The sequence below is a fragment of the Curtobacterium sp. MCBA15_004 genome (assembly GCF_001865055.2).
GTDB lineage: Bacteria > Actinomycetota > Actinomycetes > Actinomycetales > Microbacteriaceae > Curtobacterium.
This window is the reverse complement of the sequence record NZ_CP126266.1, coordinates 40,678-65,365: the sequence shown is the minus strand read 5'-3', so window position 1 is coordinate 65,365 and position 24,688 is coordinate 40,678. Positions and strand designations below refer to the sequence as shown.

Below are 24,688 nucleotides of genomic sequence, written 5' to 3'. Positions count from 1 at the left end.
GATTCGACCAGCCGCGACACGCAGGCCGCCGAGCCTGTTCGAGCACGATCGGAACCACCCATGACGACCACCGCCGCCCCGACGACCCGGACCTGGATCGTCGCCGTGTTCGCGGCCTTCACGGTGTCCGGGCTCGCGATCGCGACCTGGCTCGGACGCATCCCGAGCGTGCGGGACTCGCTCGGGGCGTCGACGTTCGAGATGGGCCTGCTCGTGCTCGGCATGGCGGTCGGCTCGATCGGCGGCCTGACGTTCGCCGGGCACGTCGTCGCCAAGGTCGGCGCCAGGCGCGGCGTCCAGGTGGCGGCCGTCTGCCTGGCCGTCGGGGTCGTCCTCGCGGGCGTCGCGGTCACCGCGGGCTGGGGCTTCGCGGCGATCTGGGTCGCCCTGGTCGCCTTCGGGTTCGGCAACGGGCTCTGCGACGTCTCGATGAACGTGTCCGGGGCCGCGGCCGAGAAGGCCGGCGGGCGCACCATCATGCCGCTGTTCCACGCCGCGTTCAGCGTCGGCACCCTCGCCGGTGCGGGCCTCGGCGCCCTCGCCGAACGGTTCGCGGTCCCGGTCGTGCTGCACTTCGCCGTGCTCGGCGTGGTCGTCGCCCTCGTCCTGCTCGCCGCGGCGTCGCGCTTCGGCGACGAGCACCGGTTCACGGAGCACGAGGCCACCGACACGAGCCCCGTCCCGACGCAGCTCACCCGTCGCCAGGTCTGGACGCAGCCGTCCACGCTGCTCATCGGCGTGATCGTGCTCGGCATGGCGCTGGCCGAGGGCTCCGCCAACGACTGGCTCCCGCTCGCGATGATCGACGGACACGGGCTCGACAACGCCGCCGGCGCCGGGGTGCTCACGGTGTTCCTCGCCGCGATGACCGTCGGCCGCGTCGCCGGCAGCCCGCTCATCGACCGGTTCGGCCGCGTCCCGGTGCTGCGGGTCAGCGCCGTCGTCGCGGTGGTCGGGCTCGGGCTCCTCATCTTCGTCGACGTCATCCCGATCGCGATCGTCGGCGTCGTGCTCTGGGGCCTCGGCGCGAGCCTCGGCTTCCCGATGGGCATGTCGGCCGCGGCGGACGATCCCCGGTCGGCCGCGCTCAAGGTCAGCGCCGTCGCCACCATCGGGTACGTGGCGTTCCTCGCGGGCCCGCCGCTGATCGGCTTCCTGGGCGAGCACGTCGGCCTGCTCGGCGCCCTGCTCGTGGTGTTCGTGTTCATCATCGCCGCGGGGCTGGCCTCGGGTGCCGCGCGCGAGACGGGCGCGGCGGCCGAGACGATGCGGCAGCGCCGTGCCGGGCGGGACCAGCCGACGGACCGGACGGGCACCGCCGGGGGCGAGCCGCGCCTCCAGACCGAGCAGCAGGAGAGCGCGACGCGCGACCCCCGTTAGGATCACCGGGTGCGTCTCGTCATCGCCCGCTGCTCCGTCGACTACGCCGGACGCCTCTCGGCCCACCTGCCGCTCGCGACCCGGCTGCTCATGCTGAAGGCCGACGGCTCCCTGCTCGTGCACTCCGACGGCGGCAGCTACAAGCCGCTCAACTGGATGAGCCCGCCGTGCTCGATCGAGATGGGCGAGCCCTCCGCGGAGCAGGCCGAGGCCGGCATCACGCAGGTCTGGACCGTCACGCAGAAGAAGACGCAGGACCAGCTCATCGTGAGCCTGTACGAGGTCGTCGCCGACGAGACCCACGACCTCGGGGTCGACCCGGGCCTGGTCAAGGACGGGGTCGAGGCGCACCTGCAGCAGCTCCTGGCCGAGCAGATCGAGCTCCTCGGCGAGGGGCACACCCTGGTCCGCCGCGAGTACATGACCGCGATCGGCCCGGTCGACATCCTGGCGCGGGACGACGCCGGTGCGAGCGTCGCGGTCGAGATGAAGCGCAACGCCAACATCGACGCCGTCGAGCAGCTCACGCGCTACCTCGAGCTGATGAACCGCGACCCGCACCTGCGGCCGGTCCAGGGCGTGCTCGCCGCGCAGACCGTCGCGCCGCAGGCCCGCACCCTCGCCGAGGACCGCGGCATCCGCGTCCTGGTGCTCGACTACGACGCGATGCGCGGCATCGAGGGCGGGCACACCCGCCTGTTCTGAGCGACGCGCGCCGCGCAGGGGCGCACGTCACCTCCACGACCGGGTCGGACGGGAGGCGCGGCGCGGCTCCGACCGCGCCCTGCGGCCCGGCTCCGGGTCGCGTCCACCGCCGCGACTAGGGTGGGCAGGACATGACGCGCCCGTACACCGCCATCCTGTTCGACCTCGACGGCACCATCAGCGACTCCGCTCCGGGGATCCTCGAGAGCATGACGCACACCTTCCGCACGGTCGGCGTGCCCGTCCCGGACACCGCGACGCTGATGTCCTTCGTCGGACCGCCGATCATGGACACCTTCCGCATCGCCATGGGCATGGACGAGGAGCAGGCGGACCACACGCTGGCCGTGTACCGCGAGCACTACCTGTCGCACGGTGCGCTCGACTCCGCGATGTTCCCGGACGTCGACGTCGTCCTCCGCACCCTGCACGAGGCCGGTCTGCCGATCTCGACCGCGACGAGCAAGCCCGAGACGCCGGCGACGCTCATCCTCGACCACTACGGCCTGCTCCCCTGGATCGACGTCGTGACCGGCGCGAGCGACGACGAGGTGCGCAGTGCCAAGGCCGACGTCGTCGAGGAGGCCCTCCGCCGCCTGGCCGCCCGCGGCGACGACGTCAGCCGTCCGGTGCTCGTCGGCGACCGGATGCACGACGTCGAGGGCGCGCAGGTGCACGGCGTCCCGGTCGTGTTCGCCGCGTGGGGCTACGGCGCCCCGGAGGAGGCCACCGGCACCGTCGCGCAGGCCGCGACGCCGCTCGACCTGCTGCCGATCCTGCTGCCGGACGACCGAGCACCGCGATGACCACCGCCGTCCGTCGAGGGGTGCAGGGGGCCGCCTGGGTGCTGCCGGCCGCGATCGTCCTCATCGCCCTGAACTTCCGCGGGCCGATCGTCGCGCCCGCGCCCGTGATCGGGGAGATCCGCCTCGACCTCGGCCTGACCGCGACGGTCGCGGGGCTGCTGACGACGATCCCGGTGCTGTGCTTCTCGCTCGCGACGCCGTTCGCGAGCTGGCTCATCGCCAAGGCCGACCCGGAGCGGGCGGTCTCGCTGTCGCTCGTCATCGTGCTCGTCGGCACGGTACTGCGCTCGGTGCCCTCGGCGACGGCGCTGCTCGTCGGCACCGCGGTGATCGGCATCGGCATCACGATCGGCAACGTCGTGGTCCCGGTCGTGATCCGACGGGACACCTCGCCGGAACGCGTGGGCCTGGTCACCGGGGTGTACACGTCCGCGCTCAACGTCGGGTCGATGACGACGTCGCTCGGCACCGCCCCGATCGCCGCCGTGTGGGGCTGGCCGGTCGCGATCGCGGTGTGGGCCGGGTTCGCGCTCGTCGCCGGCGTCGCGTGGTCGTTCGCCGTCGGACCGCGCGCCGCGTGGCGCCGTCCGGAGCGGGTCGAGCCGGTCGTCGAGACCGGTCCGGTCGAGCTGCTCTCGACCGTCACGACCGACACGGGGAGCGTGCACACGGTCGACGCCCGGGCCCCGCGGACGACGACGCCCGAGCCGGTGCGGCCGGCCCGACGGCTCATCACGTGGGGACTCACGCTGGCCTTCGGTGGCCAGGCGTTCTCGTACTACGCGCTCACGGCGTGGATCCCGACGCTGCTGCACGACGAGATCGGGTTCTCGGCGGAGTCCTCCGGCGCGAGCTCGTCGGTGTTCCAGATCCTCGCGGTCGTCGGTGCGCTCGGCGTCCCGGTGCTCGCGTCCCGGTGGCGGCCGCGGGCGATCATCGCCCTCGTCGCGTTCCTGTGGCTCGCGATGCCGCTCGGGCTGCTGTTCGCCCCGCAGCTGTGGCTGCTCTGGTCGGTACTCGGCGGGGCGGCCCAGGGCGGTGGGATCACGGTCGTGTTCATCATCATCGTGCGGATCGTCACGAGCGGCGACGACGCCCGCCGGATGTCGGCGTTCGTGCAGGGCGGCGGGTACCTGATCGGCTCCGCGGGACCGCTCGTCGCCGGGTCCCTGCACGGGGCGACCGGGGACTGGACGGTGCCGCTGCTCGTCGTGCTCGCGTCGGTGCTGATGCTCGGCGTCGCGGGGACCCTGGCCGCCCGCCGGGTGCCCTGACGCCCGACGCGACCGCCCCTGCACCGCACCTGGCCTGCCGGACGCACCCCGCGCCTCCCGGCCGCCCCGTCGCGGGCCGCACCCGGCCTGCCGGACGCACCCCGCGCCTCCCGTCCGCCGATGGAGCAGCAACTGTCGGGTCGGGGCCCGCCACCCGACGTCTTCTGCTCAATCCATGGTGCCCGGCCCGGCGGCGGACGCGCGGCGACCCCGCGCGCGTCCCCCACGCCGCGTCAGCCTGCGGCCAGCACCTCGCGCAGGGTCATCGGCCGCCGCCCGGTCACCCGCTCGACGTCGCCCGACACCCGGGCGAGCGCGCCCTCGGCGATCGCCGTGTACGTGCTCACCCACGCGTCCGCCTGCCACGGCGCCGGTTCCCACCGCGCCCGGGAGGCGTAGGCCTCCTCGAGCGTCTCCGGGCGGTACGAGACCTCGCGCCCGCGCACCTCGGCGACGATCGCCGCCGCCTGCGCGAGGGTGATCGCCGCCGGCCCGGTCAGCTCGTACGTGCGGTCGAGGTGCGCCGACGGGTGCAGCAGCACCTCGGTGGCGACCCGTGCGACGTCCGCCCGGGCGACCGCGGCCATCGCACCGTCCGCAGCCGGACCGCGGATCACGCCGTCCTCGCCGACCAGGTCCTCGACGAAGTCGAGGTAGAACGAGTCCCGCAGGAACGTGTGCGCCATCGAGGTCGCGCGGATCGCCTCCTCGGTCGCCCAGTGATCGCGCCCGAGGGTGAAGGTCGCGTCGGGCGCGGCCCCGACGAACGACGTGTACACGACGTGCCGGACGCCCGCGGTCGCCGCGGCCCCGACGAAGGCGCGGTGCTGGGCGAGGCGGTCCTCGGCCTCGGCGCCGGAGACCATGAGCAGCAGGTCGACGCCCTCGAGGGCGGCCCGGCTCGCGTCGACGTCGGCGAACGACGCGACGGCGACCTCGGTCCCGGGCAGCTCCGGTGCGCGGGCGGGGTCGCGCACGAGCATCCGGAAGGGCGTGCCGGCTGCGGCGAGCGCGCGGGCGACGGCGCCGCCGATGTTGCCGGTCGCGCCGGTGATGGCGATGGTCATGGTCGGTCCCGTCGGTCGTGTGGTGCGGTGGTGGTCGGGTCAGATCAGGTCAGGTCAGGTCGGGTCGGTCGCGCCGGTTCCGGTCACGTCAGGACCGTCCTGGAGGCGCGGTGCAGCCCCGCCACGACCCTCGCGGCGTTCACGCCGTCGACCTCGACCGCCCAGGCACGGGCCGACTCCGGGTCGCGTCCGTGCCGGACGTGCCGTCCGACCAGTCGGTCGACGCGGACGTCGTCGGCGACGACGCACGCCCACGTCTCGGTGAACAGCGTCGCCAGCGCCGACCACGGCTCGTCCTCGTCGAGCAGGTAGTTGCCCTCGGTGACGACGAGGCGTGCGGCCCGCGGCACGGCGATGCTGCCGGCGACCGGATCGTCGACCGTCCGGTCGAAGTCCGGCGCCCAGACGACGGGCTCGTCGGCGGCGACCAGGCGGCGGACGAGCGCGACGTAGCCGGCGCCGTCGAAGGTGTCGACCGCACCCTTGCGGTCGCGGCGTCCGAGGGCGTCGAGTGCGCGGTTCGCCAGGTGGAACCCGTCCATCGGCACCTGGACGGCGGTGCCCGGTCCGTGCTGCGCGTCGACCGCGGCGACGATCCGGCGGGCCAGGGTCGACTTGCCCGCACCCGGGGCACCGACGATGCCGAGCACGACACGGCCACCGGCACCGGCGAGCTCCACGGCACGGGCGACGGCGTCGTCGGTCGAGCTCTCGGCGGTCACGCGGTCATCCTCGCAGACGCGGTGTCGGGCGGCCCGGGCGGAGTCAGTCGCGGTCGCCGAACAGGCCGAGTCCGTGCTCGGTCAGCACGTCGTAGGCGTCGCCGAAGGTCTCGGGCACGGGGGCGCCGGGCTCGTACTTGGCCAGGAGCAGGCCGAGCAGCCCCTTCCCCGGTGCCGTGACCGGACGGTCGCGCTCGGCACCGCGGGGACGACGGCGGCGGGCGGCGGCCTCGGGGTTCGTCGGGACGTAGGGCGCGGTGACCTCCGGCCAGAGCTGCGGCTGCCGCGGGACGCGCCGGTTCAGGACGTTGTGGATGCCCTCGGCGTCGGCGTCCCGGTGCGTGAGCGGCTCGAGGCCGTGCTGCTGGCAGAGCGTGTGCGCGATCGAGCCGTGGTGCATCGGGGTGTTCACGATCGTGCCGGGCTCGGTGTACGCCGACACGACGAAGGTGGGGACGCGGCCGCCCAGCCGGTCGAACCCGAAGCCCATCTCCCCCGGCTCCGCGGTGCCCGTCGGCGGGGTGGCGGTGGGCGGCGGGACGTGGTCGTAGATCCCGCCGTGCTCGTCGAAGGTCACGACCAGCGCGGTGTTCACGGCGTTCGAGCCCGTGGTCGAGCGGCTGGCCCGGATCGCGCCGTACACCTCGGCGAGCAGGGCCTCGGCGGCACGGACGTCGCTCATCGCGCTGTCGAACGTCGCGCCGTCGGCCTCCGGTACCACCTTCGGGCGGGAGACCGGCGGGTGCATGTCGTTGTGGTCGAACATCATCCGGGGCTCGACGAACGCGTAGTCGGGCAGGTTCCCGTTCGCCGCGTCCTCGTGGAACTGCGCCATGCTCCGGAAGTTGGTCTTCCAGTACCGCTCGATCGAGGGGGCGTGCAGGAAGCCGGTGAGCGAGACGACCTGGTCGGCGTCGAAGTAGACACGCCAGCTCTTGCCGGCCTCCTCGAGCCGGGTGAAGAGCGTCGGGACGTCCGGGGCGTCCAGCCACTTGGCGGGTCCGTCCGGCTGACCGTTCGTGACGAAGCCGTGCGACGTGCCGGCATGGAAGAACGACCGGTTGCAGAACGTCTGCGACGGCACCGCGCAGAACCAGTGGTCGTAGACCGCGAACGACTTCGCCAGGGTCGAGAAGACCGGGAGCATCGCGGGCGAGAAGCCCCCCATCACGCGCTCGTACTCGTCGCGCGTGGGCTCGACGCCGCGCTCGAGCCGGTAGTTCACCACGTAGTCCCGGACGAAGCCGGACATCGTCGGGCGGCTCGTGTCGGCCGGTGCGTTGTACGGCGGCGCGTACCCGTTCCGGCCGGGATCGGCGTTGCCGGGCGGGTCGACCGTGCCGAACCACTGCGTGTTGACGTGCGGGTAGAACTCGCCGGGGTCGGGGTCCGGCTGGCTCATCACGTGGTCGGTGCTGCCCTCGTAGACGTGTGCCGCGACGACCGTGCCGTCCGGGGCGGTGTTCTCGTGCGTGCCGCGCTGCAGCCCGGCGAAGGACTGCCCGGGTCGGAGCTCGGCGTCGGTGTACAGCCGGCCGAACACGTGGTCGAAGCTGCGGTTCTCGAACATGAGCACGACGACGTGGTCGAACCCGGGCTCGGCGCGTTCGGGGAGCGGCGCGAAGCCGTAGCGCTCGTCGGACCCGCGTGCCGCCGCGACCCCCGCACCGACCGCACCCGCACCGACCGCGGCACCGGCGGCCCCGATGCCCGCCCGCCGGAGGAACGACCGTCGGCTCTGGTGCGGTCCGTCCGCGGCGCGCCCGTCGCCGCGGTGCTCGTCAGCTGCCATGGCACGTTCCTACCACCGGGCGGTGCGGACGTGGCGTGCAGCCGCCGGGCCGGCTCCGGGAGGGCACTCGGTGTGCGGCCGGGCCGTCGGTGTGCGGCGGGGCGCCGTCGGTGGTTGCCTGGTGCGGTGATCGACGCGACGAAGGCGTTCAGCGGGTTCTCGGTGCGGGACGTGCCGACGGCCCGGAGGTTCTACGAGGGGGTCCTCGGGGTCCCGGTGCGCGAGGAGCACGGCATGCTGTCGCTGCTGCTCGGCGACGGACACCGCGTGCTCCTGTACCCGAAGGGCGACGCCCACGAGCCGGCGTCCGCCACGGTGCTGAACTTCCCGGTGCCGGACGTGGACGCCGCGGTCGACGAGCTCACCGCCGCCGGCGTCGCGTTCCTCCGCTACGAGGGCCTCACCGACGAGCGCGGGGTGAACCGGCACGGCGGACCGCTCATCGCGTGGTTCACCGACCCGTCGGGCAACGTGCTCAGCGTCGTCGAGGAGTGACGTCGAGGCGCTCCCACTCGTCCCGCAGGGGTCCGGGGGGCAGCGCCGCGGTCACCTCGGCCGCGAGGCGGTCGAGCGCGGCCACGTGTCCGGGGAGGAGCAGGTCCCACGGTGGCGGGGCGACCGCGGCGAGCGCCGCCAGGGCGTCCGGGTCGGCATCGTCGGTGCTGCCGGGCGCTTCCGTGCCGCCGGCTGCGAGCGCGCTGCCGGGCAGGTGTGTGCCGTCGGGGTGACCGAGGGCGTCGCGCCGGTCGGGCTGTGCGGCGCCCCACCGGGCCGCGAGGGCGTGCACCAGGACGTCCCGCTCCAGGCGCAGCGCACGGAGCCGCTCGAACAGCGCCGGGACGACGTCCGCGCGGTCGGCGTCGTCGACGAGCTGCGCGAGCACCGCCCGCTCGTCCCAGAGCCGGGCGGACAGGTCGGTCGCCTCGCCGTGCACGTCCGCTCCTCTCGCTCGACGTCGTGGCACGACGCTACCGACGGACCGTGGACGCCGCCCGGTTTCCCGCTCCGTCCGTGCCCGGGTGTCCCCACAGCGACGACGCCACCGGCCGGGACCGGCACGGGCCGGGCTCAGCGTCCGAGCACGCCCGCCCACCCGAGGGCGATCGGCACGAGCAGCCCGTGCCGTCGGTGGGGCAGCTCGGCGATCGGGACCCAGGCGGCCTCGTCGGTGGTGCCGTCCGCCTCGTGGCGCAGCGAACCGCCCGTGACCGACGCCCGGAACACGACCTGGACGGCCTTCATGGGCCGACCGGTGGCGTGCAGTCGCCGCTCGACGGGCACGATGTGGTGCCGCACCCCGAGGAGCGCGCCGCAGGTCGCCTCGTAGCCGGTCTCCTCGCGGATCTCCCGCACGACGGCCTGCTCGACGCTCTCCTCGAACTCGACCCCGCCGCCGGGCAGCGTCCACGTGCCCCGCTCGGCGATGCGCAGGCGGGCGAGGAGCACGCGGTCGCCGTCCGTGACGACGCCGTAGGCGGCGAGCCGGGTGTCGTAGTCCGTGTACTCCATCCGCCGACCCTGCCACCGTGACCAGGGGGCGGAGGCGAGCCGCGCCGCCGGACCGGCACCGCGCCTCCCGTCCGTCCCGCAGCACCGCGCCCGCCGTCCCCTGCTGCCGCACCGCGCCTCCCGTCCGGTCTCCGCGGCGCCTGCGACCGCCTGCCGCCGCATCGGCCGCGCGACCCCTTCCGATCAGCCGACCGGACAGTCTCCGGCCGTCGGCCGGCCACCTCGGTGCGGGATGACTCAGGATCAGCATGGAAGGCACCCCGGAACGGCCGTTCCGGCCCCCGCAGGACACCTCCGCTCGCTACGGTGCCGAACAGTACGCCGAAGCCGCGCTCCGCGGACACCACACCCCCAGGACCCTCGTGACGACCCTCCCCCTGCTCTCCGCCCACCTCCTGCTCCCGCTCTACGCGGTCACCGTCGTGGCGGCCCTCGGCGTCGTCCTCGCAGTCCGGCGGGCCTGGCGACCGCTCGCGGTCGCGCTCGTGGCCGGTGCAGTGCTCGGCGCGCTGCTCTCCTGGTTCCTCGGCGACGTCCTCGACGTGCTCGGCATCGCCCCGACGTGGGTCGACCGGATCTGGACGGGCGTCGTCTGCGCGCTCCTCGGTGTGGCGGTCGTCGGCCTCGTGCGCGGACGGACGCGCACCCGCGTGGTGGCCGCGGTCCTCGTGCCGCTCGCCGTCCTGTCCGGCGCGCTCGCGATCAACCGTGACGCGGGTCTGTTCCCCACCGTCGCCGACGCCCTGGGTGAGTCCCACGTGCCCGCCCTGGCGCTGCCGGACGATCCCTCCCCGTCCACCCGGGCCGCGGACGCCGCCGCGTGGCAGCCGCCGTCGGACATGCCCACGCACGGACGGTACGGCTCGGTCCGGATCCCGGGCGACACCTCGCACTTCCGGGCACGTCCCGCCATCGTGTACCTGCCGCCCGCGGCGCTCGTCGAGCACGCCCCCGTGCTGCCCGTCGTCGTCATGCTCTCCGGGCAGGGGCCGGGAGCAGCGCCCGCCAACATCGTCGAGGCCGGCCGGATGGTCGCACGACTCGACGCCCTGGCGGCGGCACACCACGGGCTCGCCCCGATCGTCGTGATGCCGGACCAGCTCGGAGCCGCGACGAACAACCCGATGTGCGTCGACGGTCCGCTCGGCAACAGCGCGACCTACCTGACCGAGGACGTCCCCGCGTGGGTGCACCGACACCTCCACGCCGCGGAGTCCGCCGACCGGTGGGCGATCGGCGGCTTCTCGCAGGGCGGCACCTGCGCGGTGCAGCTCGGCGCCGCGTTCCCGCACCGCTTCGGGTCCTGGATCGACGTCTCGGGGCAGCGCGGACCGACGCTCGGTGACCAGGATGAGACCGTCCGACGGGGTTTCCGTGGTGACCGGGCAGCGTTCGAGGCCGCACAGCCCGTCCGACTGCTCCAGGACCACGCGCCGTACCGGTCCTCGGCGGCCTTCATCGCCGCGGGGGCCGACGACAGCCGGTACGGGCCGGTCGTCCCGGTCATCGCCGACGCGGCACGGGCGGCGGGGACCGACGTGACCGTCCGGATGATCGAGGGCGGCGGGCACGACTGGCACACCGCCGGCGTCGCCCTGGCCGAGGGCGTGGAGTGGTTCATGCGCCGCACCCACCTCGTGCGCTGACACCGTGCCCTTCACCGTGAGCCACGCCGTCGTCGCCCTCGGCGCGCGGCGACTCCCCGTCCCGGTCGCCGCCGTCGCCGTCGGGTCGATGGCCCCGGACACCGTGCTGTTCGCTCCGTTCCTGCCCCGGTACGAGGACGCGCGCTCCTGGTGGGGCATCCCGACGATCGACCTCGCCGTCTCGCTCGTCGTGCTCGGCGTGTGGTGGCTGCTCGTCCGTCCGGCGTGGGCTCCGGTCGTCCCGGGTGTCCGGGCGCGCGTCCCGCTGTCGTGGACGACGCCGCGGCCCGTCCGGATGTGCTCCCCGCAGGCGCGGAGGGTCGGGGGCCCCGACGCACTGCCGGTCCGCATCCGGCGCGCACTGCTGGTCACGGTCCGGCGCGTGCTGCCGGTCCTGGTCGGGTGCGTGCTCGGCAGCGTGACCCACGTCGTCTGGGACGGCTTCACGCACGGCCACGGGTTCGTGGTCCAGGCCTGGCCGGCGCTCCGCGAGGGCACGGTGGGCGGGTACCCGCTCCCGTTCTTCCTGCAGGACACGTCGTCGGCGCTCGGGCTGCTCGCGTTGCTCGTGGCCGCCGTGGTGTGGTGGCGGCGCACGGCACCCCGGGCGGAGCGGACGCCGAGCGCGGGTGAGCGTCGTGTCGCCGTGGTGGTCGCCGGTGCGGCCGTGGTGCTGTCCGTCGCGGTCGGCGGCGCGGCGCTGCTGGCCGGGCGCGGGCTCGGCGGTGCGGTCACGGCGCTGGCGTTCCGCGTGCCGGTGGTGGTCGCGGTCGGGCTCGTCGGCGGGGCGGTGCTGCTGCTCGTGGTGCGGCGGCACGGGTCCCGCACCGAGGGACCGCCGGGACGCTGACCGGCACGGGCCGACACCCGAGCCGCCCACTCACCGGCCCTCGGACTGGGGCGCGGTCGCCGCCGGGTTCCGTGTGAGCATGACCTGTGCCCGAACAGCTCCGCCCCGTCCCGACCGTCCACGCCTCCGCACCGGGCGTCGTCGAGGCACGGCTGGCGTTCGGCGTGGGCTCCTGTGACGAGCCGGTCACCCTCGCCGGGATCACCCACCTCGTGGAGCACCTCGCGGTCCGTGGGGCGCTCCCGATCACCACGTGGCACAACGCCACCACGCACGACCACGTCACCTTCTTCGAGGTCACCACCGAGACCACCGACGAGGCATTGGCACTCCTCGGGCGGTTCGCGGCCTCGGTCTCGGCCCTCGCCGAGACCACCGACGACACGGTCGTGCGGGAACGCAGGGTGCTCGAGAAGGAAGACCGGCTGCGCTTCCACGAGCAGGTCGCCTCGGTGCACACGGCACGCTTCGGACCGGCCGGCCCTGGTCGCTCGGGAGCGGGATCGGCCGCGGTCGCGGGCATCACCGCCGAGGAGGTCCGGAACTGGGTCGCGGAGCGCTTCGTCGCCGAGAACGCGGTGGTGATCGTCCGTGGGGGCACCGCTCCGCCCGAGGTGATCGACCTCCCGCTGCCCGCCGGCCGTCCGGGCCGCCCGAGCACCCGCATCGAGCGGTGGACCGGACCGATGCGCCGCGGCGCCCTGGTCGAGTCGGCCCTCGGCGGCACGGCCGCCTCGGTCGTCGTCCCGGCGGAGGTCGCGCCGCTGGCCGACGCGGTGATCGAACACGAGGTCTTCGACGCGCTCCGCATCGAGGCGGCGCTCGCGTACGACGTCAGCTCGCACACGCTCGACCTGGACGCGGACACGAGCGTCGTCGCCGTGACGGCCGACGGGGACGACTCCGACGTCGAGGAGACCACCGCCGCCGTCGTCGGGGTGTTCCGGCGTCTGGCGGAGCACGGACCGAGTGCCGCCACGATCGCCAGGATCGACGCCTCCCGAGCGCTCAACGCGCTGTATCCCTCCTCCGGCCCCGACGTGACGATCTGGGCGACGATGCTGCGACGACTCCGCGGGATCGGCCTGGCCCCGAGCGCCGACTCCCCCGTCTCCCCCGCCGAGCTCGCGCAGCTGCGGGAAGCCCTCGAGGACGCGTTCCCGACGCTGCTCGTCTGCGTCGACCGCGACGCCGACGTCGACTTCGCGGCACTCGCGCGGCGGCACGGTCTGGAGCACGACGACGCGAAGATCGGCAGGCCGGTCCCCCCTCGTGTGTGGTTCCCGGCGCGCCCCGGACGCGGCCGGAGCACGCACCGCGACCGGCTCCTGAGCGGACTGGCGACGATGCACGCCGAGATCGTCGACCACCGCCTGGTCCTCCGGCCGCGTGGAGAGGAGTCCCGCGAAGTCGACCTGGCGCAGGCGGCCGTCGTCGGCAGACGCGGCAGCGAGGGCGTGACCATCGTCGACACGCAGGGTGACTCGTTCCACATCCGGGCCGCGGAGTGGTGGCGGGGCCGACGGTTCGTCGCGGCGGTGCTCGCTGCGACGCCGGACCACCTGGTGCGCGACTTCTCGTCCTGATCCCGTCGCCGGCGACCGGCCGATCTGACCGACGTGCCGGCACCTGCGCCCTCGTGCGCGGGTGCCGGCACCGATCCCCGGTCGCTCAGGACCGACCGCGCTGCCTCCGGGTCCTCGCGGCGAGCGCCGCCCCCACCACCAGGAGCACCACGGCGAGCACGATCGGCAGGCGCACGTCGGCTCCCGTCCAGGCGAGCGCCCCGGTGCCCGGCGTCCCGGCACCCGCACGATCGCCAGCGCCGGACCCGCCGTCGGCTCCTCGGCCACCACTCGAGGGTCCGGACCCACCGTCCGGGCCGCCGGGCTCGCCCGGTCCGTCGGGCCCACCCGGTCCGTCCGGCCCACCGGGCTCGCCGGGCTCGTCGACGACCAGCCCGGCGTCGACCGTGTCGTCGCGACGGACCCCGGTGAGGGCACCGGCAGCGTCGGTCTCGCGTCCGAGCTCGACCGGGTCGGTCTGCCCGTCCGGGCCCGCGTCGGAGTCGACCGCCCGGTCGTCCCCGACGTGCGGTGTCGTGAAGGCCGAGTCGTCCGGCGCGGAGAACACCACCGTGTAGCGGCCCGGGCGCAGACCGTCGAACCGGTAGGTGCCGTCCGCGCGGGACGTCGTCCGCTCGGTCACCTCGGCACCACGGTCGTCGGTCCCCCGCAGGGCCACCGCGACGTCGGCGACCCCCGGCTCGCCGTGGTCCTGCACGCCGTCGTGGTCACGGTCGTCCCACACGCGGTCACCGACCGCACCGGACACGACCCGGACCGTCGCGGGGTTCGACCGCACCGGCAGCGCGAGGCTCGACGACCGGAGCCCGAAGCGGTTCGTGTAGGAGTCACCGTCGTGGGCTCCGACGCCGTGGACGGCGACCCGGTGCCGGACGGACTCCCCGACCCCGATCGGTGCCGTGCGCTGGATCCGGACCGCGGTCACGTCGGTCAGGGTCGCCGGGCACCCGTCGGTCCCAAACGCGGTCTCGGCGCACCACGTGGTCGAACCGCCCGGCCGGTTCGACGGGTGGCCACCGTCGAGGTCGACGTCCGTCGGACGAGCGCGCGTGTAGGTGACCTGCTCGCCGCCGTCGGTGTCGACCGGCACGGGCCCGGCCAGCGCGACCGAGCCGTGGAAGGCCGAGCCCTGGTCGTCCCCGCGGTGGGGCAGGACGTCGATCACGTCCACGCCGTCGACCGGAGTGGTGTCGGTGTTCGTGGACACGAGGTCCCACCGGAGGTCGTCCCCGACGAGCACGACGGGGTCGACGGCGGCCTTCAGCACGCTGACGCCACCGCCGCGCACGACCTGCACCGCTCGCGACGCCTGTCGGTACTGCGCGTCCGATGCGTCGGTGGGCGAGGACGCTGAGGCCGTGTTCGTGATCGGGCCGGGCGGCGCCGTGTCGGCGACGGCAGCGGTGTAGGTCAGGGGCTCGATCGGGGCGTTCGGCCGGACGGCGGGCAGGGTCCACGTCAGGCGCTGGTGTCCCTCGCCGCCCGCATCGGTCACGGTGTCCACGACGGGCGGTGCCGAGGCACTGCCGTCGACGTAGCGGGTGTGCTGCGGCAGGACGTCCTGGACCGTCACCTCGGCCGGCTGCCCCGTGGTCTTGCCGTTCGTGAACGTCGGGTAGAGCGCGTACTCGACCGTGGCACCGGCGGTCGTCGAGGTCGTCTCGTCCGGGGTGTCGGCCGCGTCGTGCCCGGGGTCGACGACCTTCTTCGTGATCCGTGCCAGGTCCTCGGTGAGGACGACGCTGTCCGCGAGCGGTCCGGCGGCGAGCCCCGGGTCCGGCGAGGCGTCGTGCACCCACGTCGTCGCCCGGTCGCCGAACCACACGTGCCCGAAGTCACGCGCGCGGGTGCCGTTCGGCGCGTCCTCGGTCGTGACGTACGAGTGGAGGGACGGCTGCTCGCCGCCGAGGACGTCACCCGTCGCCCGCACGGCGCCGACCGCTCCGGCGCCGCCGGGGACGTCCTCGGGACGGTCGTACCACGGCCCGTCGCCGTCGTCGCACGTCGCTGTCCGCCCGGCTTCCGGGGAGGACATGGTGAACGCGGCGTACTGCACCCGGGCACCACCCAGCCGCGAGGTCCAGGCGGTCACCCGGTCGAGCGTGGTCAGGCGCTGCGTCGCACGGTCGAAGGTGTCGCAGAGCACCACACCGCGGAGGGTCGTCAGCCCGGCGTTGCTCGCGGAGACATCGCTGCGGAGCAGGGTCCCGGGCGTCGCCCACGGATCGCCGCGCTTCTCGGAACCGATGTCGACCGCCGCGCCGCCGTCGCGCACGCGGTAGAGCTGCTTCGACGCGTTGCCGGGGCCGTACTCGACGATCGTCCGGCGCGAGGCGTTGTCCGCCGTCGGTTCGGTGCTGCCGGGGAAGTTCGGGGCACCGGTCACCGACGTCGTCTGCAACGCCGAGTAGGTGTTGGTCGACTGCACCGACGTGCCCGCCGGCGGGGTCGGCATCCACAGGCTGAGGTACCCGCTGACGACGTACGGCTTCTGGCCGCCGACGATCGGTCCGCCCGCGATGTTCCTGGTCGGGATGCGGTCCGGGTCCGTGACCGTGCCGTCGATGCGGACGTCGACCGGGCGACCGGGACCCGCCTGCGAGCAGGAGAGCTCCCCCGAGTCGGCGACGGCACGCTCGCCCCCGCCGGCGCCGCCGGGGAGTCCGGTCAGGCGTGGTTCCGCCGCGCCGTTCGGCCCGCACGCGGGAGCGCCCCCGTTCCAGAGCACCGCCTGCGACGGCAGGTCACCGAGGATCTGCGACAGGTCGTCCGTGAAGGTCATCGGACCCGTGCTCGCCGCGAAGCCGAGCAGCCCCTGCCCGGGGACGACCGGCTGCCAGTCCACCGCGATCGGGTAGACGAGCTGGATCCCCCGGGTCACGCCGTCCGGACCGGGGACCCCGGTGCGGAGGACCGAGCCCTGCACGTCCTTGCTCAGGTTGTAGCGGGCCGCCGCCGACACCGTCGTCGCCGGCGAGGAGGCCGTCACGGTCCCGTTCGCCGCGGCGTCGGCCGTACCGGTGGCGGCGACCTCGAGCCGGTCCCCGTCCCGTCGCTCTGCGGAGACCTGCAGCACGACGGGCACGACGACGGCCCGGCCCTCGTCGACGGTGCCGAGGTTGCACGTGAGGTCCTGACCGGTCACGGCCGACCCGGCGCCCGTGCACCGACCCGGCACCCCGGCCCAGCTCGTCCCCGTCGGAGCGGTCAGCGTGAAGCGCTCGTTCGAGCTCGCTCCGCCCGTGGAGGTCATGGTCACGCGGTACGTGATCGCGTCGCGGGTGCGGACGATCCCGTTCGTCGCACTCGCGTCGGCGCCGGGACCCTCGGTCGGGGTGAACGGGCCGTTGCCGTCCTGGGCGACCTCGAGGGCGAGGTCGACGGCCCCGCCGGGCGCCGCCGACGGTACCGACCCCGTCGCGGACTGCGCCGCACCGACGGGTGCCGCGGTCGCGAGCACGAAACCGAGCACCACGGACGACACGGATGCCGTCGCGGCAGCCCTGGCGATGGGTGACCTGCGCATGTCCATGGACCTCCTGTCGCGGTGGACGACGGAGGGTGTCGTCCACATCAGGAGGCAACGTACTGATGTTCCACGTTCCGGTCACGCTCTCGGTATGTACGGCACATCACCCCACGACGGACGCTGCCCGGCCCCGACCCCGGGCCCGGAGAGACCCAGGCTCGGAGAGACCCAGCCCGCCCCCGCCTCACCCCCGGTCGAACACGATCGTCTCGTCGTCCGGCACGGACACCCGCCCGGTCCGCGCGAACCCCGCCCACACCGCACGGAGCGCCCGCCCCCGCCGCTCGACCGCCGGCCACTCCCGCGCGGGCACGAGGCGACTGCCGACCCAGGCCTCCCGCCCACCGAGCAGCATCGGCACGTCGCTCATGTGCACGGCCCCGGTCGGCGCCGCGGTCGCCCCGCGCAGCAGCCGGTAGCCGACGGCGTTCCCCCCGGCGGCCCGGTGCCGCGCGACGAACCGGCGGACGTCGCGCCCGTAGATCACCTCGGAGAGCGGCCGCACGACGAGCCAGCGCAGGAGCGACCGGGTCGGCCGGTACCGGGCGAGGGTCCGGACCCCGGGGATCATCGGCACGTACATGCCGGTCTCGTCGGACCCCGACCCGATCAGGACGTCCACCTCGGGTGCCGCGGCGCGCCAGGCCCGGTCGGTGTCGCGCTCAGCGGGGAGCGGTGCGTGGCCGTACTGGGTCCCGAAGGGCATGCCGCCGGCGAGTCCGAACCGGAGGGCGACCCGTTCGGCCCGCTCCTGACGGTCGAGGACCTCGTCGAGCGGCGTGTCGGGGTGCACGACGCCGACCGCCCGGACCAGCGCGCGGCTCATCCGCGCGCGGCCGCGGGAGAGCCCGAGCGGCGCGCTCTGCACGATCGCCCGGCGGAACAGCCCGCGGGCGCCGTCGCTGATCAGCAGGTGCGCGATCGCGTCACCGCCGGCCGACTGCCCGAACAGCGTCACCGTGTCGGGGTCGCCGCCGAACGCGGTGATGTTCCGCTGCACCCAGCGCAGCGCCTCGAGCAGGTCGAGCAACCCGAGGTTCGCGGGCACCGTCCTGCCGTCGCCGAGGAACCCCAGGACGCCGAGCCGGTAGGTCACCGACACGACGACCACCCGCTGCTCGGTCACCAGGTCGCGGGCGTCGTGGATGGGCAGGTCGCCACCACCGATGACGTACGACCCGCCGTGCACCCACACCATCACGGGCAGGAGTTCGTCCGGGCGGACGTCGCTCGGCAGCGTGACGGTGAGGCGCTGGCAGTGCTCGTCGACCTGCAGGTCCATCGGCGGCAGCAGCTGCTCCATCGCCGGCGACGTGCGCTGCGGCGCGACGGGGGCCGGCGTGGTCGCCGGGTACGGCTCGGCGGAGTCCGGGTACGGCTCCGGCGGCGCGAAGCGGTCGGCACGGGCGTACGGGACACCGAGGGCGCGGGTCACCGCGCCGTCGACGACGGTGGTGACCGTCCCGGCGGGGGTGTCGAAGGGACGGGTTGCGGGGGTCGGCACCGGCTCACGGTACCGACGTGACCCCGGGACGGACGGGAGGCGCGGTGCGGGCCGGCACCGCGCCTCCCGTCCGTCGTCGGGTCGCGTGTCGCGACGGGCGCTACCGGACCCGCTTGATGGGGATGACCACCAGGGCGCCCACCAGGGCGACCGCTCCGGCGGCCCAGCACATGAGCTCGTAGTTGTCGGCGTGCGTGCTGCCGACGGACAGGAAGAACAGCGAGATGGCGGGGGCGAGCGACTGCGGCAGCGCGTTCGCGATGTTGATCACCCCGAGGTCCTTGCCCGGCCGGTCCGCGTTCGGCAGCACGTCGACGACCAGGGCGGTGTCGATCGCCGAGTAGATGCCGTAGGCGAAGCCCATGACCACCTCGGCGACGTAGAAGCCCGTCACGGTGTCGGCGTGGGCGAGCACGACGAGACCGACGGCGAACAGCGCGGTCGAGCCGCCGACGAACACCTTGCGGCGGCCGAGCCGGTCGGACGCCCAGCCGGAGACCGCCGCGCTGACGAGCAGCGCGATCGTGTAGAGCAGGACACCGAACGCGACGGCCTTGGTGGCGTCCGCGAGCTTCTCGATCCCCAGGTGCTCCTGCATGTACAGCAGCCGGTAGGTCGTGAACATGAAGGTCGCGAGGATGATGAGGAAGCGCGACCACCACGCGAACGCGAAGTCGGGGTTCTTGATCGGGTTCGTCCAGAACGACGACACCAGGTTGCGCCACGTGAACTTCTTGAGCGGGTACGTCGGCAGGTCGTCGCGGGCGACCACCGCGTACACGACGACGAGCACCACGGCCAGGACGCCGGGGGCGATGAACAGCACCGGCAGGTTCGCGACGAAGAACACCGACAGGTAGGTGCCGGCGAGCACGGCGGTGTTCTGCGCGAGCGCGATGATGCTCGACGATCGGCCGCGCTGTGCCTGCGGGACGTTGTCCGCGAAGCTCGCGAGGAGCGTCGCGAGCGTCGCGTTGGCGGCGACCTGCGCGAGCAGCCACGCGAGCGTCAGGTTGAACACGTCCGGTGCGGAGGCGATCCAGGCCAGGGCGACGAGGAAGACCACGACGCCGCCGAGCAGCCAGGGACGCCGCCGACCCCACCGCGTGCGGGTCCGGTCCGAGAGCGCGCCGGCGAGGGGGTTCATGAGCAGTGCGCCGAACGCGCCGATCGGCAGCACGGAGCCGATCACGGTGGCGGCGTCCTCGCCCACGAGCGCCTGCGCCTTGATCTGCATGCTCACGTAGACCGGGGCCATGAGCGCCACGAAGAGGCCGAACTGTCCGAGGAAGAGCGCGACCTGGTAGCCCACCCCCACCCGCATGGTGCTGACCGGTTGGGTGATGCCCTCTTCCGGGTTCAGCAGGGCCGGACCGCCGGGTTCGGGTGTGCTCATGACGCCTCCTCGAGTCGATGCAGAAACCTTGTCGTACATGGTTTCTGGTGGGGAGCCTACATCGATCGCCGGGATGCGCGACACATGTCGTGGTGTGGAGCGGTGCCCGACGCGCGGTGGAACGGCCGGGACGTCGCCTGGCGCAGAAAACTACACAGCGGGTGGTTTTTGCGGTAGCGTCGTCTTCGATCTCGCCGTGGAGCATCGCTCCTCGACGGGCGCGACACCCAGTCAGGACCGAAGGAGCCTCTGCCATGCCCACCACCTCTGTGCAGCTGTACTCACTGCGCGACGCCATCGCCGAAGACCTCGACAAGGCGATCGCCCGCGTGCGGGAGATCGGCTACGAGAACGTCGAGCCGTACGCGTTCGTCGAGCGTGCAGCCGACCTCGAGAAGGCCTTCGCGGCCACCGGCCTGCAGGCCCCGTCGGGTCACGTCGCCGTGATCGACGCCGAGGACACCGCGCCGATCTGGGACGCCGCCGAGCGCCTCGGCATCCGGACGGTCATCGACCCGTTCATCCCGACCGACCGCTGGCAGACCGCCGACGACGTCGCGAAGATCGCCGAGCGCGTCAACGTCCTGACCGCCGAGGCAGCCGCGCGCGGCCTGCAGTTCGGGTACCACAACCACCAGTGGGAGTTCACGAACAAGGTGGACGGCAAGACCGTCTACGAGCACTTCGTGTCGCAGCTCTCCCCCGAGACCGTCCTGGAGGTCGACACCTTCTGGGCGACCGTCGGCGGTGCGGACGCCCCGGCCGTGCTCCGCTCGCTCGGTGACCGCGTCGTCGCGATCCACGTCAAGGACGGCAAGGTCGACGGTGACATCCTCACCGCGCTGCCGTCGTCGGAGAGCGCCCTCGTCGTGCCCGAGGCCCTGCAGCGCGCCTTCGAGAACCAGACCCCGGCCGGCCAGGGCGACGTCGACGTGGCGGGGATCCTCGCCGCGGCACCGCAGGCCATCCGTGTCGTCGAGTTCGACGCCTACTCGGGCGACGTCTTCCAGGGCATCACCGAGTCCCTCGCGTGGCTCCGCGCCAACGACACCGCCGGGAGCGCCGCGTGAGCCGCGTCGGGATCGGCATCATCGGTGCCGGCAACATCTCCACCCAGTACCTGACGAACCTCACGCAGTTCGCCGACGTCGAGGTCCGCTTCGTCGCCGACGTCCTGCAGGACCGCGCCGCCGCGCAGGCAGCCGAGTACGGGGTCGCGGCGTCCGGTTCGGTCGAGGAGCTCCTCGCCCGCGACGACATCTCGATCGTCATCAACCTGACGATCCCCGCCGCGCACGCCGAGGTCGACCAGCAGATCATCGACGCCGGCAAGCACGTCTGGAGCGAGAAGCCGATCGCGACCGACCACGAGTCGGCCGCTGCGGTGCTCGCGTCGGCGAAGGCGAAGGGCCTGCGCGTCGCGACGGCGCCGGACACCGTGCTCGGCGCGGGCATCCAGACGGCGCTCCGGGCCATCGCCCGCGGGGACATCGGCGAACCGCTCACCGCGACGACACTGTTCCACGTGCCCGGGCCCGAGGCGTGGCACCCGAACCCGGACTTCCTGTTCGCCACCGGTGCCGGCCCGCTGTTCGACATGGGTCCGTACTACGTGACGACGCTCGTCCACGCGTTCGGTGCCGCCTCGCGCGTACAGGCCGTGTCGTCGAAGTCGCTCGACCGCCGCACCATCGCCTCGGGCGACCGCGCCGGCGAGACCTTCCCCGTCGAGGTCCCCACGCACCACGCCGCGCTCATCGAGTTCGCCGGCGGGCAGTCCGCCCAGTCGACGTTCTCGTTCCAGCACGCACTCCCCCGCATGGGCTTCGTCGAGATCAACGGCACGCTCGGCACCATCTCGCTGCCCGACCCGAACACGTTCGAGGGCTCGTCGCAGCTGTGGCGCTACGGCCAGGAGGAGCCCGAGACCCTCGAGGCCGTCGGGTCCACCTGGGGCCGCGGCACCGGCGTCGTCGAGATGGCCCGTGCCATCGCCGAGGACCGTCCGGAGCGCGCCTCGGGCGAGGTCGCGCTGCACGTCCTCGACGTGCTGCTCGGCATCCGCGACGCCGCCGAGTCCGGTTCGGCGGTGACGATCGAGTCGTCCGTCGAGCGCGTGGCCCCGCTGCCCGAGGACTTCGACCCCGCCGCCGCGGTGCTCACGGCGGGCGTCGACGCGTAGTCGACCGCACCACCGTGGAACGGCCGGCCCCACTCGGGGCCGGCCGTTCGTGTGTGCTGCACCGTCACCGTCACCGTCGCTCCTTGAAGTAGCGCAGCAACGAGCGCTCACGCACGCACGAGACCCCCACGGTGATGCCACCCAGCGCGGCCGCCGCAGCAGCCGCGGTCCGCACGACCACCTCCGCGATGATCGGCCACCGGTCTCCCGCGCTCAGCGGACCGGTCACGAGGAGCGTGGCCAGCACGATGACCACCGCGCCTGAGAGGATCCAGGTGACCCCCTGTGCCAATTGCGTCGCGAGCTGCGCGCTGCGGGTCACTCCGACGTGACGGTCGCTCGCGAGCGCGAGGCGGCGCCGGAGCACGATCGTGCATCCCAGGACCGCGGCGACGGCGGCGGCGAAGGACCCGACTGACGACGGAACCACTCCGTCCGCTCGTCGGGTGGCCGAGAAGGTGCCCCCGAACGTCCCGTTGAGTTGACGGAGCGTCGGCGGCTCGCCGTCGCCGACCTTCGGCAGCAGTGTGGCGCTGAGCGCAGCCACCGACGCTTCGTCCTCGGGCCAGATCGTGGCCCAGCACTCGTCGAAGGGACGGCCGTCGAGCGGCGCCACGCCGACCGCGGCCCAGGACAGGGGACTCACACGTCCGTCTTCGGGGTGGTCGTAGACGGCGGCGACCGGCACCGGTGCATCCGCCGTGGCGAGGTCTTCGCCCGCGCCGACCCCGAGTGCACCAGCGAGACCGCGCGGGAGGAGCACGCCAGGACTCCCTGAGCGTCCCGGTGCGACGCCGAGCACGCGCTCGAAGCCCGGGGACACCTCGAAGAGCGGGACCGGCGACCGAGGGGTCACGGCGGGCACGAGCTCGGCCTCGGTCCGGCGGACGGCTCCCGCGGCGACGACGTTGGGTAGCTCGACCAGGCGGGAACACGACCGGCCGTCGATCCGTCCGTCCGATCGCTCGATCGAGGTGGCTGCACCAGCTGCGACGAAGCGCTCTGCCTGCCGGACGTCAGCAGCCCGCTGCCCAGCAGCAGCGACGAGGAGCCCACCGACGAGAAGGACGAACACCGCGGCCGCTGCGGCCGTCGCCCCCGCCCCACTCCGAACGTCCCGGGACGCCTCGTCCACGATCGAACGCAAGCGCACCTCAGCCCACCTGACCGAGCTCGTGGACGGTGTCGCACGATGCTCGCGTCGACGGGTCGTGCGTCGCGACGACCACGGCGAACCCGTTCCCGGCGAGTTCTCGCACGGCACGGTCGACCTGCGACGCCGTCGAGCGGTCGAGCTGCGCGGTCGGCTCGTCGACCAGGAGCACGTCCGGAGCGGAGGCGACCGCCCGGGCGAGCATGAGTCGTTGCGCTTCGCCACCGGACAGGTCGCGGAAGCGGGCACCCACCCGACTGCCCAACCCGAACCGGTGCAGGAGCGCCTCCGCTCGGAGTTCCGCTTCGGGACGGCGCGCACCGCTGGCCAGGTACGGAAGGGCCACGTGGTCGACCACGCTGCGACGCGCGACGCCGTGCGGGTTCTGGAACACCCATCCGACCCTGATGCCGTCGTCACGCTCCACGTGGCCACACGTGGGCTCGACCATGCCCGCGATGATGCCGAGGAGCGTCGACTTGCCGCTCCCGCTCGGGCCGACGAGCGCGTGCACGACACCGCGTTCCAGGCGTGCGTCGACACCACGGAACAGCCAGCGACCGTCGCGGAACCGGTGGCCGACGCCGCGGAGCGTCACCGGCACCGTCGACCCGCGTCAGGGTGCAGCAAGACCGAGGAGAATCCCCCGCTCGGTGCCCGCACGTACGACTGACCGAGCTCGGATCCCACGACGGCGACCAGCACCGCCTCACGGCGGCGAGGAACCTGCACACACGCCTGGTCGTCGCGGAGGTCGTAGAGCGCCGCGGGTGGTACGACGAGGACGGTCTCCGGCTCGTGGAGACGCCAGTCGGCAGGGATGCTCGCAGTCCCGTCCTCGACCGTGGCGGAGGCGTACTCGGGTGTCGACGCGATCGCAGCGAGCGCAGCGCGGTCGCGGACGACCCCATCCGGATCGACTGGCGCGGTCACCTGACCGACGCGCACCTCGCGTGCACCCGGCGTTGCACCTGCCGGCGGCGCGACCGTGGCCCCGACCAGGTCGACCGGTAGTGACACCAGAGGCGCTCCCCGCTCGGTCGGAGTGCCGACCGTCCCGTCGCACGCCCTGGCAGGGACGGCATCCGCCGGGATCCACGCGAACCGGTCGAGCGGGACCCCGGCGGTGAGCCGGAGACCAGAGCCCGCTGACCGGAGCAGGCGTTGTGCTGCACGGACCGTCCGAGGCCCGACCCTCCCGTCGTCGGCGACGGGGAAACCGAGCGCGCTCAGCGACCGTTGGAAGCCCCGGACGTCCGAACCCTCCGTACCGACCTCGAGGTCGCGCCACAGGGGCTCGTCAGTCGCCAGCGCGATGACCACCTCGCCGTCCACGGTCGCGATGACCGACCCGGAGCGCACGGGCTCTCCGGAGGCGCACGAGAGGCTCGTGAGCACGCCGGACCGAGGCGCCGCGACCGTTCGTGGCCCGCCTGCGACGAGTGAGAGTCGGAGGAGACGAGCGTCGTCGTCGCTGCGTTCCTCGACCGGCACCGCATCGACGGGACGCGCGGACCGAAGCGCCTCTGGTTCGTCCAACGCGGCACCCAGCAGCGCGGCCGACGCCCCGAACGCTCCGGCCGCCAC

General features: G+C 73.8%; 21 protein-coding genes. 10 read left to right on the top strand and 11 right to left on the bottom strand.

The window, feature by feature from the left end; all coding sequences use genetic code 11:
- Positions 1 to 60: 60 nt before the first annotated feature.
- From QOL16_RS00315 to QOL16_RS00300, 4 genes are all read left to right on the top strand, one after another.
- Entirely contained in the window at positions 61 to 1,380 is a 1,320-nt protein-coding gene (locus tag QOL16_RS00315; RefSeq protein ID WP_083395198.1) for an MFS transporter, read from the top strand.
- Positions 1,381 to 1,389: 9 nt separating this feature from the next.
- A complete protein-coding gene (nucS, locus tag QOL16_RS00310; protein WP_071248274.1) occupies positions 1,390 to 2,085 on the top strand; it encodes an endonuclease NucS in 696 nt (231 codons plus the stop codon).
- 131 nt (positions 2,086 to 2,216) lie between these two features.
- Complete coding sequence (locus QOL16_RS00305; RefSeq protein ID WP_071285789.1) at positions 2,217 to 2,891, top strand: HAD hydrolase-like protein; 675 nt, start codon at positions 2,217 to 2,219, stop codon at positions 2,889 to 2,891.
- The gene (locus QOL16_RS00300; RefSeq protein WP_071285791.1) at positions 2,888 to 4,165 is read left to right on the top strand and encodes a CynX/NimT family MFS transporter; all 1,278 of its coding nucleotides are present in this window, start codon (positions 2,888 to 2,890) and stop codon (positions 4,163 to 4,165) included. Before QOL16_RS00305 ends, QOL16_RS00300 begins: the two co-directional genes overlap by 4 nt.
- 233 nt (positions 4,166 to 4,398) lie before the next feature.
- On the opposite strand, the gene QOL16_RS00295 is transcribed toward QOL16_RS00300, so the two are convergent.
- From QOL16_RS00295 to QOL16_RS00285, 3 genes are all read right to left on the bottom strand, one after another.
- Positions 4,399 to 5,232, bottom strand: coding sequence for an NmrA family NAD(P)-binding protein (locus tag QOL16_RS00295; RefSeq protein ID WP_071285793.1), 834 nt, complete (start codon positions 5,230 to 5,232; stop codon positions 4,399 to 4,401).
- Positions 5,233 to 5,315: 83 nt separating this feature from the next.
- Positions 5,316 to 5,954 (bottom strand): nucleoside/nucleotide kinase family protein, encoded by a 639-nt coding sequence (locus QOL16_RS00290; RefSeq protein ID WP_065963237.1) that lies wholly within the window; start codon positions 5,952 to 5,954, stop codon positions 5,316 to 5,318.
- Positions 5,955 to 5,997: 43 nt separating this feature from the next.
- Positions 5,998 to 7,746: an alkaline phosphatase family protein gene (locus tag QOL16_RS00285; RefSeq protein ID WP_071285798.1), complete on the bottom strand. Its 1,749-nt coding sequence runs from the start codon at positions 7,744 to 7,746 to the stop codon at positions 5,998 to 6,000.
- A gap of 126 nt (positions 7,747 to 7,872) precedes the next feature.
- Between QOL16_RS00285 and QOL16_RS00280 the strand changes: the two genes are divergently transcribed.
- Positions 7,873 to 8,241 carry a VOC family protein gene (locus QOL16_RS00280; protein WP_065963232.1) on the top strand — a complete coding sequence of 123 codons (369 nt, stop codon included), beginning with the start codon at positions 7,873 to 7,875 and terminating at the stop codon, positions 8,239 to 8,241.
- Here QOL16_RS00280 and QOL16_RS00275 read toward each other — a convergent pair.
- Together QOL16_RS00275 and QOL16_RS00270 are read right to left on the bottom strand one after the other, a co-directional pair.
- Positions 8,222 to 8,680 carry a hypothetical protein gene (locus QOL16_RS00275; protein WP_071285801.1) on the bottom strand — a complete coding sequence of 153 codons (459 nt, stop codon included), beginning with the start codon at positions 8,678 to 8,680 and terminating at the stop codon, positions 8,222 to 8,224. The genes QOL16_RS00280 and QOL16_RS00275 overlap by 20 nt on opposite strands.
- Before the next feature lie 134 nt (positions 8,681 to 8,814).
- Positions 8,815 to 9,255, bottom strand: coding sequence for an NUDIX hydrolase (locus tag QOL16_RS00270; protein ID WP_065963228.1), 441 nt, complete (start codon positions 9,253 to 9,255; stop codon positions 8,815 to 8,817).
- A 248-nt stretch (positions 9,256 to 9,503) separates the two neighbouring features.
- Between QOL16_RS00270 and QOL16_RS00265 the strand changes: the two genes are divergently transcribed.
- The 3 genes from QOL16_RS00265 to QOL16_RS00255 all read left to right on the top strand — a co-directional run bounded on the left by QOL16_RS00265 (position 9,504) and on the right by QOL16_RS00255 (position 13,337).
- Positions 9,504 to 10,901, top strand: a complete 1,398-nt coding sequence (locus tag QOL16_RS00265) for an alpha/beta hydrolase-fold protein (RefSeq protein WP_071285804.1) — start codon at positions 9,504 to 9,506, stop codon at positions 10,899 to 10,901.
- A 4-nt stretch (positions 10,902 to 10,905) separates the two neighbouring features.
- The gene (locus QOL16_RS00260) at positions 10,906 to 11,751 is read left to right on the top strand and encodes a DUF4184 family protein (protein ID WP_071285808.1); all 846 of its coding nucleotides are present in this window, start codon (positions 10,906 to 10,908) and stop codon (positions 11,749 to 11,751) included.
- Positions 11,752 to 11,837: 86 nt separating this feature from the next.
- Complete coding sequence (locus tag QOL16_RS00255; protein ID WP_065963223.1) at positions 11,838 to 13,337, top strand: insulinase family protein; 1,500 nt, start codon at positions 11,838 to 11,840, stop codon at positions 13,335 to 13,337.
- A gap of 85 nt (positions 13,338 to 13,422) precedes the next feature.
- On the opposite strand, the gene QOL16_RS00250 is transcribed toward QOL16_RS00255, so the two are convergent.
- The 3 genes from QOL16_RS00250 to QOL16_RS00240 all read right to left on the bottom strand — a co-directional run bounded on the left by QOL16_RS00250 (position 13,423) and on the right by QOL16_RS00240 (position 19,766).
- Complete coding sequence (locus tag QOL16_RS00250; RefSeq protein ID WP_139266530.1) at positions 13,423 to 16,863, bottom strand: SdrD B-like domain-containing protein; 3,441 nt, start codon at positions 16,861 to 16,863, stop codon at positions 13,423 to 13,425.
- Between the two features lie 187 nt (positions 16,864 to 17,050).
- Positions 17,051 to 18,370 (bottom strand): carboxylesterase family protein, encoded by a 1,320-nt coding sequence (locus tag QOL16_RS00245; protein WP_071285815.1) that lies wholly within the window; start codon positions 18,368 to 18,370, stop codon positions 17,051 to 17,053.
- A gap of 100 nt (positions 18,371 to 18,470) precedes the next feature.
- Positions 18,471 to 19,766: an MFS transporter gene (locus QOL16_RS00240; protein WP_071285818.1), complete on the bottom strand. Its 1,296-nt coding sequence runs from the start codon at positions 19,764 to 19,766 to the stop codon at positions 18,471 to 18,473.
- Between the two features lie 254 nt (positions 19,767 to 20,020).
- Between QOL16_RS00240 and QOL16_RS00235 the strand changes: the two genes are divergently transcribed.
- Together QOL16_RS00235 and QOL16_RS00230 are read left to right on the top strand one after the other, a co-directional pair.
- Complete coding sequence (locus QOL16_RS00235; protein WP_175473158.1) at positions 20,021 to 20,836, top strand: sugar phosphate isomerase/epimerase; 816 nt, start codon at positions 20,021 to 20,023, stop codon at positions 20,834 to 20,836.
- Entirely contained in the window at positions 20,833 to 21,948 is a 1,116-nt protein-coding gene (locus QOL16_RS00230; RefSeq protein ID WP_065963772.1) for a Gfo/Idh/MocA family protein, read from the top strand. Before QOL16_RS00235 ends, QOL16_RS00230 begins: the two co-directional genes overlap by 4 nt.
- 70 nt (positions 21,949 to 22,018) lie before the next feature.
- Here the strand turns inward: QOL16_RS00230 and QOL16_RS00225 are convergent, their stop codons facing one another.
- From QOL16_RS00225 to QOL16_RS00215, 3 genes are all read right to left on the bottom strand, one after another.
- Entirely contained in the window at positions 22,019 to 23,023 is a 1,005-nt protein-coding gene (locus tag QOL16_RS00225) for a hypothetical protein (RefSeq protein WP_139266531.1), read from the bottom strand.
- A gap of 79 nt (positions 23,024 to 23,102) precedes the next feature.
- Positions 23,103 to 23,699, bottom strand: coding sequence for an ABC transporter ATP-binding protein (locus QOL16_RS00220; RefSeq protein ID WP_253181675.1), 597 nt, complete (start codon positions 23,697 to 23,699; stop codon positions 23,103 to 23,105).
- On the bottom strand, positions 23,696 to 24,688 hold the full coding sequence (locus QOL16_RS00215; protein WP_175473849.1) for a peptidoglycan-binding protein: 993 nt from the start codon (positions 24,686 to 24,688) through the stop codon (positions 23,696 to 23,698). The genes QOL16_RS00220 and QOL16_RS00215 overlap by 4 nt, the downstream gene beginning before the upstream one ends.

Coding starts and splice junctions, on each gene's coding strand:
- QOL16_RS00315 (WP_083395198.1), top strand. CDS start 61: ATGACGACCACCGCCGCCCCGACGACCCGGACCTGGATCGTCGCCGTG.
- QOL16_RS00305 (WP_071285789.1), top strand. CDS start 2,217: ATGACGCGCCCGTACACCGCCATCCTGTTCGACCTCGACGGCACCATC.
- QOL16_RS00300 (WP_071285791.1), top strand. CDS start 2,888: ATGACCACCGCCGTCCGTCGAGGGGTGCAGGGGGCCGCCTGGGTGCTG.
- QOL16_RS00295 (WP_071285793.1), bottom strand. CDS start 5,232: ATGACCATCGCCATCACCGGCGCGACCGGCAACATCGGCGGCGCCGTC.
- QOL16_RS00285 (WP_071285798.1), bottom strand. CDS start 7,746: ATGGCAGCTGACGAGCACCGCGGCGACGGGCGCGCCGCGGACGGACCG.
- QOL16_RS00270 (WP_065963228.1), bottom strand. CDS start 9,255: ATGGAGTACACGGACTACGACACCCGGCTCGCCGCCTACGGCGTCGTC.
- QOL16_RS00265 (WP_071285804.1), top strand. CDS start 9,504: ATGGAAGGCACCCCGGAACGGCCGTTCCGGCCCCCGCAGGACACCTCC.
- QOL16_RS00250 (WP_139266530.1), bottom strand. CDS start 16,863: ATGCGCAGGTCACCCATCGCCAGGGCTGCCGCGACGGCATCCGTGTCG.
- QOL16_RS00240 (WP_071285818.1), bottom strand. CDS start 19,766: ATGAGCACACCCGAACCCGGCGGTCCGGCCCTGCTGAACCCGGAAGAG.
- QOL16_RS00235 (WP_175473158.1), top strand. CDS start 20,021: ATGCCCACCACCTCTGTGCAGCTGTACTCACTGCGCGACGCCATCGCC.